At 56.5% G+C, this 12,568-nt stretch carries 11 protein-coding genes; 2 read left to right on the top strand and 9 right to left on the bottom strand.

Going from position 1 to position 12,568, the window contains the following annotated elements; genetic code table 11:
* Positions 1-28 precede the first annotated feature (28 nt).
* The 7 genes from ABTV87_RS00210 to ABTV87_RS00180 all read right to left on the bottom strand — a co-directional run bounded on the left by ABTV87_RS00210 (position 29) and on the right by ABTV87_RS00180 (position 9,743).
* The gene (locus ABTV87_RS00210) at positions 29-1,057 is read right to left on the bottom strand and encodes a DUF5924 family protein (protein ID WP_007954065.1); all 1,029 of its coding nucleotides are present in this window, start codon (positions 1,055-1,057) and stop codon (positions 29-31) included.
* Positions 1,058-1,132: 75 nt separating this feature from the next.
* Entirely contained in the window at positions 1,133-2,524 is a 1,392-nt protein-coding gene (locus ABTV87_RS00205) for a M16 family metallopeptidase (protein WP_085606377.1), read from the bottom strand.
* Between the two features lie 169 nt (positions 2,525-2,693).
* Complete coding sequence (locus tag ABTV87_RS00200; protein ID WP_007954067.1) at positions 2,694-4,352, bottom strand: Na/Pi cotransporter family protein; 1,659 nt, start codon at positions 4,350-4,352, stop codon at positions 2,694-2,696.
* A gap of 473 nt (positions 4,353-4,825) precedes the next feature.
* A complete protein-coding gene (locus tag ABTV87_RS00195) occupies positions 4,826-5,242 on the bottom strand; it encodes a hypothetical protein (protein WP_433898803.1) in 417 nt (138 codons plus the stop codon).
* An 8-nt stretch (positions 5,243-5,250) separates the two neighbouring features.
* Complete coding sequence (locus ABTV87_RS00190; RefSeq protein WP_433898802.1) at positions 5,251-7,107, bottom strand: DEAD/DEAH box helicase; 1,857 nt, start codon at positions 7,105-7,107, stop codon at positions 5,251-5,253.
* A gap of 489 nt (positions 7,108-7,596) precedes the next feature.
* The gene (locus ABTV87_RS00185) at positions 7,597-8,364 is read right to left on the bottom strand and encodes a TerC family protein (protein ID WP_007954068.1); all 768 of its coding nucleotides are present in this window, start codon (positions 8,362-8,364) and stop codon (positions 7,597-7,599) included.
* A 71-nt stretch (positions 8,365-8,435) separates the two neighbouring features.
* A complete protein-coding gene (locus tag ABTV87_RS00180) occupies positions 8,436-9,743 on the bottom strand; it encodes a CitMHS family transporter (protein ID WP_007954069.1) in 1,308 nt (435 codons plus the stop codon).
* Positions 9,744-10,067: 324 nt separating this feature from the next.
* Between ABTV87_RS00180 and ABTV87_RS00175 the strand changes: the two genes are divergently transcribed.
* On the top strand, positions 10,068-10,469 hold the full coding sequence (locus tag ABTV87_RS00175) for a GFA family protein (protein WP_433898801.1): 402 nt from the start codon (positions 10,068-10,070) through the stop codon (positions 10,467-10,469).
* Here ABTV87_RS00175 and ABTV87_RS00170 read toward each other — a convergent pair whose 3' ends face one another.
* Entirely contained in the window at positions 10,470-10,796 is a 327-nt protein-coding gene (locus ABTV87_RS00170) for a DOPA 4,5-dioxygenase family protein (RefSeq protein ID WP_085606365.1), read from the bottom strand.
* A gap of 84 nt (positions 10,797-10,880) precedes the next feature.
* Between ABTV87_RS00170 and ABTV87_RS00165 the strand changes: the two genes are divergently transcribed.
* Positions 10,881-11,540 (top strand): NAD(P)-dependent oxidoreductase, encoded by a 660-nt coding sequence (locus ABTV87_RS00165; RefSeq protein ID WP_085606363.1) that lies wholly within the window; start codon positions 10,881-10,883, stop codon positions 11,538-11,540.
* A gap of 4 nt (positions 11,541-11,544) precedes the next feature.
* On the opposite strand, the gene ABTV87_RS00160 is transcribed toward ABTV87_RS00165, so the two are convergent.
* Positions 11,545-12,495 (bottom strand): choline sulfate utilization transcriptional regulator, encoded by a 951-nt coding sequence (locus ABTV87_RS00160; protein ID WP_129973334.1) that lies wholly within the window; start codon positions 12,493-12,495, stop codon positions 11,545-11,547.
* Between the last annotated feature and the right edge of the window lie 73 nt (positions 12,496-12,568).

Below are 12,568 nucleotides of genomic sequence, written 5' to 3'. Positions count from 1 at the left end.
GCTGGCATACGTAATAGCACGAACACGGTTACTTTTCTTTGGTCGGTGTGCTGTCCGTGACCTCGAAGCGCAGCACGCCGATTACCTGACCGTCCTCGGTCAACACCCGCACCTGCCATTTGCCCGCCGGGTTGCCGGGGAAGTTCTGCTTGTGGGTCCAGGCCCGGTAGCCTTCCTTGCGCCCGCCGTGGATGTCGAGGGCAATGCGGTCGACCTCTTTGCCGTTGAACTGCCAGACGTGATAAATCCGCTCATCGAGCCCGCGCGGCGCGTTGATCGCGGTATAGGCATAGAGCCCGCCGCCACGGATCTGCTCGGCGCTGACTTCCTTGAGGCTGGCGCCCGGAACCCGGTCCTGCACCTGGGTGCTGATCGCCACGTCGGTCATCCACAGCGTTGCTGGCGGCACCCACGAACGCAGGACCCAGCCCACGCCACCGATGCCGACCGTGATACACAGGATCGCCAAGGCATTGCGCACGGTGCGGATCGGGAATATCGACGCCAGGCTCGGGAACGACAACACCACCGCAATCCCCAGCGCCCATTTGAAGCTCTGCGAGGTGGTCAGGTGCATGATCACCGGCAGCGCCGTGAGCAGGGCGGCGAACAGGGTCAGGGTGTGCAGCGCGAGGAACGCCCAGCGCCGTGGCGCCAGCCATTTGTAGTAGAGCGGGTCGACGATCGAGATCAGCGCCGCGATGCACAGCAGCCCGGTGAAAAACAGCTGGCCGCTGTTCCAGGTGGTGGTGATGAAGAAGAACGGCAGGACGAAAAACAGGCTTTCCTGGTGGATCATCTGCGTCGCGTAACGCAGCAGCGGCTGGGGGATTTCCCGTTTGAAAATCCGCGTGAACAGCCTGGTCAGGCTGTTTTCCAGCATCAGCCAGATCCAGCTCAGCAGCATGATCGTGGTGATCCAGCTCGCCAGCCCCTGTTGCCGGTCGACCAGAATGAAGCTGCCGACCCCGGAGATGAAACCGCCGAGCGCAATGACCCCGGGGTAGCGCTTCATCAGTTCGAGAATGCGCTGGATCAGAAGGGTCAATTTAGACATTTGGGCGGTTCACGACAGTCGAGGAAAAAACCCCGACAGAGTACCGCCCGCCGGGCCGTGTGGCGAGGCTGCCGGTCAGTCTGGATGCACGGATTTGCGCCGATGCAGGCGCCAGCCGAGCAGCATCAGCACCACCACGCCCAATCCGCCCGCCAGCAGCCACAACACCTGATCGTCACTGAGCAGCGGTTTCTCGATCCGCAGATAGCCCGGTTGCAGCAGCAACTCGCGCATGGCCTTGTTCGCCGCCTCCAACGTCACGCCTTGCAGCTCCCGCGCAGGATCGGCAAAACGGCCATCCTCGTAGTCGCCCAGGGCGCTCCAGTAATAGTCGGCCATGGCGCTGGTGCCCTGCACGGCCCAGGCCTGGTGGGCGATGGCAGCTTGCTTCAAACGATTGAACGTGTCGGCATCGAGGCCGTTTTTCAGCAGGTCGGCCTTGAGGTCTTCCAGCACTTGTTCGGCTTCGGCAATGTCGCCGCGATCCAGGTCGGCGTTGAGGCTCATGAAACCCACGCCGCCGAACACTTCGCGCTCGGCCCACGGCCCGTAGGACAAACCGTGGTTCAGGCGCAATTGGCGATACAGCGCCCACTCCAGGTATTCCTTGAGCAGGTCGAAGGTTTCGTCGTACTGATCGTCCAGCACCGGCTCCGGCACCAGCCAGTGCAGCTTGGCGCTGTTGCCGATGAAGCCGCGAGTGATCGTGCGTTCGTGAGCGGCGCTGGCGCGGATGTCCGGCAATGGACGATGTTCGCTCGGGTCGACCGCTTCCAGCGCGCCCCATGCCCGTTCCAGATAGGCCGGCAGCAGTTTGTCGAGGTCGCCGACGACGATCAGGGTCATGTTGTTCGGTGCGTACCAGGCCTTGCGCACCTTCTCCAGCTGTTCGCGGGTCAGGCCATCGACCTCGGCCCGCTGCGGGCATTTGAGGCCCAGTTCGACCGCCAGTTGGTTGCTCGCGGTGTGGCCCAGATCCTGCCGATCGAGAAAGCGTTGCAGACGGGTGTAATGACCGCCGTCCTCACGCTCGACCACTCGCTTGGCGGCGTTGATCGCGTTGTCGTCGAAGCGGGTCTGGGTCAGCAGGTCCAGCAGCAGGTCGAGGACCTTGCGCTGGTTTTTCGCCGGGGCTTCGATGACGAACGTGGTGTCGGCGTTGCTGGTGAAGGCGTTCCAGTCGCCGCCGAGGGCCTGCATGCGTTCTTCGAGGCCACCTTCGCCGGTGGCGTCGATGCCGCTGAACAGCAAGTGTTCGAGCAGGTGCGGCAGCTCCTTTTCATTGCAGTCGAAATCGTCGAGACCGACGCCGATCACCAAGCGGATCGCCACGTGCCCACGCTCGGTGCCGGGCTTGAGCAGCAATTGCAAACCGTTGGGCAGCGCATAGCCTTCAACCTGAAAACGATCCAGGGCGAAGGCGGGCAGGGAACCGAGCAACAGGCAGGCGAACAACAGGCAACGCATAACGAGCTTCCATACGGCTGAATTGGAGATCCGTGTCGTCAGTCAGATCGCTTTCGCGAGCAAGCTCGCTCCCACAAAGGAATGCATTTCAAATGTGGGAGCGAGCTTGCTCGCGAAGGCGCCCTGGAGACTGAACTCTGAGTTACTGACTGACCACAACCCCAGACGTTCAAGGCGAATGCGTGATGTCAGCCATATCGTCCGCCGCCAGCGCACCGGTATCGGAAGTTTCCAGCACCACATAGGCGCTGCTGCAGAACAGCGAGTTCAGGCGTTTCATGTCGGCAATCAACTCCAGGTGCAACGAACTGGTCTCGATACTCTGCACGATCTTACGTTGCAACCGGCTGACATGGGCGTGGGCCAGACGCCGTTCCTGTGCGCGAAAACGACGTTTCTCGCGCAGCAGCTGACGGGCGCTTTCCTTGTCGCCGCTGAGGAACACCGACAGCCCGAGCCGCAGGTTGGCGATCAATTGCTGTTGCAGGCCGGCCAGTTCTTCCAGCCCGTCTTCGGAAAACGACCGGCGTTGCGAAGTTTTCTGCTGCTGCACCTTGCGCAACATGCGTTCGATCAGGTCGCTGGCGAGTTTGAGGTTGATCGCCAGCTCGATGATCTCCGCCCAGCGCCGACTGTCCTGCTCGCCGAGATCCTCGCGGGGCATCTGCGCCAGGTACAGCTTGATCGCGCTGTACAGCGCTTCGACGTCATCGGTCAGCTTGCGCATTTCCTGGGTGACGGCGGTCTGCTTGCCGCGCAGCACGTCGAGGGTCGCGTCGAGCATGTTGTCGATCAGGTCGCCCATGCGCAGGGTTTCCCGAGCGGCGTTGGCCAGTGCCAGGCTCGGCGTGACCAATGCAGTCGCATCCAGATGACGCGGCTTGGCGGTGCCGTTGACCTCCGGACGCTCCGGCAGCAGCCAGGCGCACAACCGCGCCATCGGCCCGACGCTCGGCAGCAGGATCAGGCAACGTGCGGTGTTGTAGAGCAGGTGGAAGCCGATGACCATTTCCTGCGGGCTGAAATCCAGGCTGTCGATCCAGTGCACCAGCGGGTCGAGCACCGGAATGATCAGCAGCAGCCCGATCAGTTTGTACAGCAGGCTGCCCAGCGCAACTTGCCGGCCAGCGGCGTTCTGCATGCTGGTGCTCATGAACGCCAGCACACCACTGCCGATGTTGGCGCCAATCACCAGACCGATCGCCACCGGCAGACTGATCACCGCAGCGCCGGCGAGCGTGGCGGTCAGCAGCACGGCGGCGAGACTTGAGTAGGAAATCATCGCGAACAGCGCGCCCACCAGGGCGTCGAGCAGGATATCGCCGGTCAGCGACGCGAAAATCACCTTCACCCCTTGGGCATGGGTGATCGGCGCGGCCGCCTCGACGATCAGTTGCAGCGCCAGAATGATCAGACCCAGCCCGATGGCCACACGGCCCATCTGCCCGAGCCGCGTCTGTTTGCGCGACAGAAAGAAAATCACCCCGAGGAAAATCAGCAGCGGCGACAGCCACGACAGGTCGAACGTCAGCACCCGCGCCATCAGCGCCGTACCGACGTCGGCGCCAAGCATGGTCGCCAGGGCCGGGGTCAACGCCATCAGGCCCTGACCGACAAAGGACGTCACGAGCATGGCGGTGGCGTTGCTGCTCTGCACCATCGCGGTAACGAGGATGCCGGCGACAAAGGCCAGCCAGCGTTTGGACATGTTCTGGCCGATCACGTGGCGCAGATTGGTGCCGTACACCCGCAGGATGCCGGTTCGGACGATGTGCGTGCCCCAGATCAGCAGGGCCACGGCAGAGAGCAGATTGAGCAGGGTGAGCATGCAGACCCCCTGTAATAGCAGCGCCCCAGAGGGGCAAGTTGACGGTACCGCGCAACTTCTACGTTCTGATACTTAAGCTGTAGTTGGCTAACGGTCTGGGCGCCAGCATTGCACAGCTAAAGCGGGGATTGAAACAAAAGTGTCATGAAAACAGGTTCATGTGGAGCCCCCTTAGCCACCCCCTATGAAAAATAGGGCCAGATTTCAGTTTAGGCGCGAGGGCGGGATTTCTAATTTTCTAAACTCAACCCCAAACCTACCAGTTAGCTGTTTTGGTCGGATACAAGGGATTCTGATGGAAACTTTCCGGCAACCGTAATTAGAAAAAACCGCAATAGTGCCAAAAGAAAAAACTCACAAAAAACGATAGCAAATAAAACGATGCAAACGACGCAAACCTATCTTAGATAATTACTATTTTAGAATAAAAATGCCAGTCAACTGACTGGCATTCGAAACACTTCAAATACAATCTAAGCAACCAACTTCAACCTGTCACCTACTGACGCAACTAAATCGCTAGGTAGGGTGCTTAAGATCTTATTGACAGACTCAGGGGACAACCCTTGCTGATATAGGCAATTTTTAATAGCAGCAATTGCTTTGGTTACTTCCTCGTTCCTACACCACTGCGTGGAGAACTTACCTGAACTTATTTTTTGTTCAATCCGATTCAAATATTTTTCTGCACTGTAGGTGTAACGCATAAAAATTTTCTGAGAACACTCCTCAAGTTCCTCGACATATGAAAGCTCGAGTACCAAAGAAGAATTTTTCTTCTTCAGACTGAAGTCTATGTATTCAGAATCGAAAAGATTATCTACTAGTTCGGATGGTTGAACGCCCCGAGCCAAATGCAGATTAAGCAAATTCTGAATCGCTTTATCCATAGAAATGTTCACCGGAGCATACCTCTCAACTCTTCCACAATTGCAGGAATATAATCTAATGCTTGCATTAACGCCTTATTTTCTAAAGCCTCACGCTTACCGAAACGGGAGTATAGCTTGTGATTAATATAAATGACAAGCACACCATCATTAGGTGTGCCGGTTTTGATATAGCTAATAATCCTTTTAAAAGAGCCATGAAGTTCAAGCCCCTTGTCTTCTAATCCACGATCAGACAGCAAACTAGCGGATTCATCCTGAATTTTTTTTGCAAGTATCTTTCGAAGCTCTTGCCGTGCTAACGCAGGTCGTTTTTCTACTAAGTTAGGATCTATATACTGAGAAACCTCTTTTGTCTTCGCGTCAACCAGTACATCTTTGAAACGTCTTAAAGTTTCCTCGTCAAAATTACCAGATTTCTGGATTTCAGTTAATTGCGCCTCTGCAGCATCATTAATTTCTTGCCGCTTCTGCTTAAAAAGCAAATTAAAATCCAGATCCTCCAAATAAGACTCAGAATTTCCTGCAAAAGTCGATTCAGTTAAAACGCCGCCTAACGAACTATCGCGCTCGACATAATCTCTCTCCAAGAACTCATAATCCCTAGTTCTTTGATGCTTCGCCCGATCAACTTCTTTCTGGAAAATATGCCACATTTCATCCAAGCCAGTTTCCTGGTGGTAGATTATAAGAGCATTGTTATCTATTTCAAATGCACTAATTTCTTCAGGAGGTATTGCCCGAAGCACTCGCCCCACAATTTGAGCGAAGGCATTAATACTACGGTACGGCCTGAACAAAGATAAAATTGTAAGATACTTGTGATCGTATCCTTCCATCAGCATATTGACCGAAACCACTACATCTACTTCATGGGCGTCAACGCGCCTAAGCTCGGACAGAACGTCGTCTGGCTCCATCTGGCTATGCACTAAGGCAACCTGAAGACCAAGTTCTCCGTACCAATCTTTTAGATTCTCAGCATGCAAAATGCTGCAACCCACCGCAAGAATTTTGTGAGGAACTTTAGGCGATTGGTTTTTCAGCTCTCGCAGCTTCTGCACACTGTGATTTATAACATCCTTCGAGCATTCCTCTGAGAGCGCTACACTTTTCTCCATCCACTCTTTATCTTTAAGCTCGAGAACTTCATCTCGGGTGAAGGTTCGGCCGGGGTAATCCGCAATAGTAAAGAATAGAGAATGTGCATTAACAGTCTCTTTCCTTAACCATTTTACATACTTATCCCTCATAACCTCCGAAAGCTGCGTTTCATGGATTAGAGTTCCTGGAAGCTCCTGATTGTCACCACGATATGGCGTTCCAGTCACAAAAAGTTTTTTTGCACTCCCGAAATAGCTTAGAAGCTGCTTCCAACTATCAGCCGGAGCATGGTGAGCCTCATCAACAATTATAAGATCAAAGTAATCTGGATCCACTGCATTGATCAATGCGCTTTCACGGCCGCTTGACAGCTGTTGAATATTTGAATAAACGATATTGCTATCGTCTAAATGCTGCCTAAGCAAACCGGCTGAGTACTCAACTGTAATAGGTAAATCCTGATGATTAAACAAAACATCAAAATTAATCCAAAAATTATCATAGAGCGCTTCCTGCGTCTTCCTAATACTATCTTTTGTCACTAGGCCCGGAGTAACAATTAGTACCCTGCCATTGCATGTGCCAAATGGTGCTATAGAAATCAAGCCGCTCTTACCTGTTCCTGTCGGGAGTACAACTAATGCCTCTTTAGTATTAGCATCAGAAAAAAACGATCTAATCTTAAGATACGCCTCAATTTGCGGAGTTCGTAACTTATTATTCCCCTCAATATTTACAGCGGTATCAATAAAATAATTCATATCTGATATCTAATCCCTGAAAAAGTACCTAATTTCTTATACAAATAGCGTTTATGGCGCTCACATTATGATTTCCAACCCCGAGCCTAGCTTACGCATGGGTATCTGCACAGCGAAAACACAGTGCTAAGCATTCAAAAAAACTATCGATCGAGCAAGATAAATTAAATTTGACCTTCAGATATGACTTGTCCTAGGACTCACGAATTTACGATGACGGAACGCCTCCAATTCAACGTAGGATTTTTTTCGCTTCAGCCGCTACCTAAACAACGGGTTGGTGTGTCTCGAATACCATGACGCTGAAAAATGATGTCCCTATAAACACTCTTTGTTTGGGATAACAAGTGGTAAAAAACTAACTAGTCGAGTCTAAAAATTCGTATCTTTCCACCGACATCAAGGTTTCCGTGACTCATTAGAAGTCCACCGGATTAACTAAACGACAAAGGGGCCCGAAGGCCCCTTTGTCTATTCACTGCGTTCGGGTTACTGACCCGGAATATCCTTGCGCAGTTTCACCGGATCCTGCTGTTTGCGTTTTTTCGCGATGGCGGTGCGCATCTTGATGTTGATCGCTTCGACCGCCAGCGAGAACGCCATGGCGAAGTAGACGTAGCCTTTCGGTACGTGCACGTCGAACGATTCGGCAATCAGCACGGTGCCGACCACCAGCAGGAACGACAGCGCGAGCATTTTCAGCGACGGGTGCTTGTCGATGAACTCGCTGATCTTGCCCGAGGCCAGCATCATCACCAGTACCGCAACGATGATCGCCGCGACCATGACCGGAACGTGGGACACCATGCCGACGGCGGTGATCACCGAGTCCAGCGAGAACACGATGTCGATGATCGCGATCTGGATGATGGTGTAGAGGAAATTGCCGCCCTTGCCGCCGGGCGTCTCGTCGCTTTCGTCTTCACCTTCCAGTGCGTGGTACATCTCCTGGGAGCTTTTCCACAGCAGGAAAAGGCCACCGAAGAACAGGATCAGGTCGCGACCGGAAATGCCCTGGCCGAACACTTCGAACAGGTCGGCGGTGAGGCGCATGACCCAGGTGATCGACAGCAGCAACAGGATCCGCGTGATCATGGCCAGGCCAAGACCGAAGATCCGGGTGCGCTGCTGCATGTGTTTGGGCATGCGGCTGACCAGGATCGAAATCATGATGATGTTATCGATGCCCAGAACGATTTCCAGGGCGGTCAGGGTGAAGAAGGCAACCCAGATCTCAGGGTTGGTCAGCCATTCCATGTGTATTCCTTTGAGCGAGTGTTAAACCAGGACGCCAGCAATCAGCTGGCGTCCTGGTGAGTTTGGTGCCGTTACAACGTGCTGAACAGCGGGAAAGTCCCCAACAGCAAGGCTGCGACCAGTATGCACAGGCAGACCAGCACTGCCCACTTCAGGGTGAAACGCTGGTGATCGCCGAACTCGATCCCCGCCAGTGCGACCAGCAGGTACGTCGACGGTACCAGTGGGCTCAGCAGGTGAACCGGCTGACCGACGATCGAAGCACGGGCCATTTCCACCGCGGTGATGCCGTAATGGCTGGCCGCTTCGGACAACACCGGTAACACACCGTAGTAGAACGCGTCGTTCGACATGAAGAACGTGAACGGCATGCTTACCAGCGCCGTGATCACCGCCAGGTACGGGCCGAGGAAATCAGGGATCACCGCCAGCAGGCTTTTCGACATCGCATCGACCATGCCGGTGCCCGACAGGATACCGGTGAAAATGCCCGCCGCGAAGATCAGACTGACCACCGACAGCACGCTGCCGGCGTGGGCGGCGACACGATCCTTCTGCATTTGCAGGCAAGGGTAGTTGACGATCATGGCAATACTGAACGCCACCATGAACAGCACCGGCAGCGGCAGCAGGCCGGCGATCAGGGTGCACATCAGGGCCAGGGTCAGCAGGCCGTTGAACCAGATCAGTTTCGGACGGCGGGCATCCGGGAATTGCGAGACGCTGATTTCGCTGTGATCGATTTCGTCGCCGATCAGGTGCAGCTCACCCAGACGCGCACGCTCACGTTTGCCGTAGAAGTAGGCAATGATCAGGATCGCCACCACACCGGCAGCCATCGCCGGGATCATCGGTACGAAAATGTCCGACGGGTCCACGTGCAGCGCACTGGCGGCACGGGCGGTCGGGCCACCCCACGGGGTCATGTTCATCACGCCGCCGGCGAGGATGATCAGACCGGCCATGATCCGCGGGCTCATGCCGATGCGACTGTAAAGCGGCAGCATGGCGGCCACGCAGATCATGTAAGTGGTCGCGCCGTCACCATCGAGGGAAACGACGAGCGCCAGTACGGCGGTGCCGACCGAAACCTTCAGCGGGTCGCCCTTGACCAGTTTGAGGATCTTGCGCACGGCCGGGTCGAACAGGCCGGAGTCGATCATCAGGGCGAAATACAGAATCGCGAACATCAGCATCACGCCGGTCGGCGCAAGCTTGGTAATACCTTCGAGCATCATCGGGCCGATCTTCGGGGCGAAACCACCGAACAGGGCGAACAGGATCGGGATGATGATCAGAGCGATCAGCGCAGACAGGCGCTTGGTCATGATCAGGAACATGAACGTGATGACCATGGCAAAGCCAAGGAAAGTCAGCATGGGAATACTCCAGGCGTAGCGCGGCTAGGTAAGTGAGCGGATCGGGCGGGATCAGCGCAGAACGGGAAGCACGAGGCGTACGGGCGGAGTTGCAGCGAGGAGGCGGGTTGCAGAGGACATCAGAATCACCATTGTTGTTGTTAATTGGGCCTGCCGTGCGAGCAATCACACGCGTTGGCCAACCGGTCTGTTGCCGGCAGTGGGGGCGATCCTAATCGGGGAACCTTTCAGCTACCTTTCGCACAAGAAAGCTTTGAGCGAACGGCCAACCGGCCGTCGGATGCGGGCTAGAGTCAATGAACACGGGAAGCGGAGGGCAGGGCGATGACTGAGTTGCACAGCGGTGGCTGCCATTGCGGACATATCCGCTATCAGTTCAGCGGAGCGTTGCACGACATCGCCCACTGTCATTGTTCGATCTGTCGAAAGGTCAGCGGCGGCATCGTCACCACCTGGATCACGCTGCCGGCGGCGAACTTCCAGTGGCTGGCCGGGACGCCTTCGCGTTATGACTCGTCGACCAGTTGCGCCCGGTTCTTCTGTCCGAACTGCGGCGCACAACTGGCGCTGGTGACGTTGCTCAGTCCCGAGAGCATCGATCTGACGATTGCCACACTGGATCATCCCGAGCTGGCCGCCGCCGAGCGGCATATCTGGACCGACAGCCAGTTGCCGTGGCTGCACCTGGACGAGCATCTGCCGGGCGAACCCGAAGAAAGCATCTGATTAAAAAATAGACAGATCCAGCGGCCGCATCGCGCCCATCCAGATCGCGTGCTCGGTGTGATCGAGCAAGTCATCGCCGGTGTCCGGGTGCAGGAACACCACCAAACCTTTGCGATTGAGCGCCAGCCACGGCAACACCTCGCCGATCAGCTCCGGGCCGAAGGCCAGCTGGCAGCTCCAGTCCGGGTGCGGGCCGACCGGGCGTTCATGCACGCGGCCCATCTTCAATGGGAACAATTGCGCGGCCTGCTCACACAGCGCCCGCGCCTGTTCGATCGTGCTGGCGTCGTAATAAACGTGGGCGTGATAACCCTTGATCGTCTGCATCGCAAACCCTCTGAATCGGTTCGAACCCTCGGCGTTGCCCGTATGTCACACGCCATACAAGGGAAAACAAAAGGGACCTCAGCCATGAAAAATGCCGAAACCCCGGCGGTGAAAGTGGTGCTCTATGGTGCCATGAGTAGCCTGGGCAGTGCGTTGATGGCTGAACTGCTGCGGCGCCAGCACGAAGTCATCGCGATCCTCGACGATCTGACGGCGCTCGCGCCACGGCCGGGGCTGCGTACCAAAAGCGGCGATCTGCTCGATGCCGAGCGGGTCAATCAGAGCGTGGCCGGCAGCACGGCGGTGATCTGCCTGCTGAATGCGCCGGGCTTGCCGCTGAGTAGTGATCATGTCGAAAAATCCGTGGTGCTGGGGCCAGTGGAACAGGTGCTGGCGGTGGATGCGTTGATCGATGGATTGCAAGCGGCGAACGTCTCGCGGCTGTTTGTCATCGGCGAATTCGAAGCACTGGACGATCCGGAAAACGCCGACCCGCTGCAACGCCACGCCGCCGAGGAAGTGCGCGAAGCCCTGCAAAGCAGCCCGTTGCACTGGACGCTGGTGAATGCACCGCGCAGCGTCGCCGGGCTGACGATCGAACATTTCAGTCAGGTCGGCCGCACGCTGGAACCGGGTCTGGCCGAACCGCTGGAACGCCTGAACCGGGTGGCGGTGGGGATTGCCGACGAGCTGCGGCTGAATCTGCATCTGCGTCAGCACGTGGATTTTGTCGCCGCCTCTTGATCCATTACACAGCAATCGAAGGCAACGGCAATCCAGCCAAGGACTCGGCGCTGCTGGCTTGTTCGGCCATCAGCCAATCCACGAACGTCTGGATCAGCGCGCCCCGGCGTTTGCGCTGCGGCAGCACCACGTAATAACCGAGGCGCGACAGGGTGGTCTCAGCGATCGGCCGGCACAACAGCCCCTGGGTGAGCAAGTTATCCACAAGGTGCCGCCAGCCAATTGCCACGCCCTGACCGCCAATCGCCGCTTGAATCAACAAAGTGTAATTGTCGAAGCGCAACTGGCCCGGGGCCGGCGGCGTACTGATGTTCAGCGCGCGGAACAGACCGCTCCAGTCGAACCAGTTACTGCTGTTTTCCCCGCGCAGGTGCAGCAGCGGAAATTCCATAAGTGCCTGGGCCGGCAAGGGCAGGGGGCGATCCTTGAGCAATTGCGGGCTACACACCGGAAACACTTCTTCGCTGAACAACCAGTGACTTTCGCCCTGTTTGAAGCGACCGTCGCCGAACAGCACGGCAACGTCGATATCCGGGCGCAGCATGTTGTGATTGCGCTCGCTGGTGACCAGGCTCACGTCCACCTGTGGATAAGCTTCATGAAAGCGGTGCAGACGCGGCATCAGCCAATACGCGGCGAAGGCGAAATCAGTGGCAACCTGCAGCACTTCATGTTGCTGCTGCGTGCTGATCGCGCTCAATCCTGCGTCGATATTCTGCAAACCGAGGGTAACCTGCTCGAACAGGATCGAGCCGACCTCGGTCAGTTCGATGCCCCGGTAGATCCGGTCGAACAGCCGCGTGCCGAGTTGCTCTTCCAGGCGTTTGATCTGCTGACTGATCGCCGGTTGCGTCGTGCCGAGCTCAACCGCCGCAGCGGTAAAACTGCGATGACGGGCCGCTGCCTCGAAGGCGCGCAGCAGGTCCAGCGACAGATCACCGAGGGCTTCATACATAAGCTGTGCTTATCCTAGTCATTGTCCGGCGCGGGCTTTACCGGATATTGCGTGGAATCCATGCTCGATCGCA

Origin of the sequence: Pseudomonas sp. PSE1(2024), from assembly GCF_050990555.1 — a bacterium.
Taxonomy (GTDB): domain Bacteria; phylum Pseudomonadota; class Gammaproteobacteria; order Pseudomonadales; family Pseudomonadaceae; genus Aquipseudomonas; species Aquipseudomonas aphyarum.
Note: the sequence above shows the minus strand (reverse complement) of the source record. Positions and strands in the feature narration are given on the sequence as shown.

Coding starts and splice junctions, on each gene's coding strand:
- ABTV87_RS00210 (WP_007954065.1), bottom strand. CDS start 1,057: ATGTCTAAATTGACCCTTCTGATCCAGCGCATTCTCGAACTGATGAAG.
- ABTV87_RS00205 (WP_085606377.1), bottom strand. CDS start 2,524: ATGCGTTGCCTGTTGTTCGCCTGCCTGTTGCTCGGTTCCCTGCCCGCC.
- ABTV87_RS00200 (WP_007954067.1), bottom strand. CDS start 4,352: ATGCTCACCCTGCTCAATCTGCTCTCTGCCGTGGCCCTGCTGATCTGG.
- ABTV87_RS00195 (WP_433898803.1), bottom strand. CDS start 5,242: ATGGATAAAGCGATTCAGAATTTGCTTAATCTGCATTTGGCTCGGGGC.
- ABTV87_RS00190 (WP_433898802.1), bottom strand. CDS start 7,107: ATGAATTATTTTATTGATACCGCTGTAAATATTGAGGGGAATAATAAG.
- ABTV87_RS00185 (WP_007954068.1), bottom strand. CDS start 8,364: ATGGAATGGCTGACCAACCCTGAGATCTGGGTTGCCTTCTTCACCCTG.
- ABTV87_RS00180 (WP_007954069.1), bottom strand. CDS start 9,743: ATGCTGACTTTCCTTGGCTTTGCCATGGTCATCACGTTCATGTTCCTG.
- ABTV87_RS00175 (WP_433898801.1), top strand. CDS start 10,068: ATGACTGAGTTGCACAGCGGTGGCTGCCATTGCGGACATATCCGCTAT.
- ABTV87_RS00170 (WP_085606365.1), bottom strand. CDS start 10,796: ATGCAGACGATCAAGGGTTATCACGCCCACGTTTATTACGACGCCAGC.
- ABTV87_RS00165 (WP_085606363.1), top strand. CDS start 10,881: ATGAAAAATGCCGAAACCCCGGCGGTGAAAGTGGTGCTCTATGGTGCC.
- ABTV87_RS00160 (WP_129973334.1), bottom strand. CDS start 12,495: ATGTATGAAGCCCTCGGTGATCTGTCGCTGGACCTGCTGCGCGCCTTC.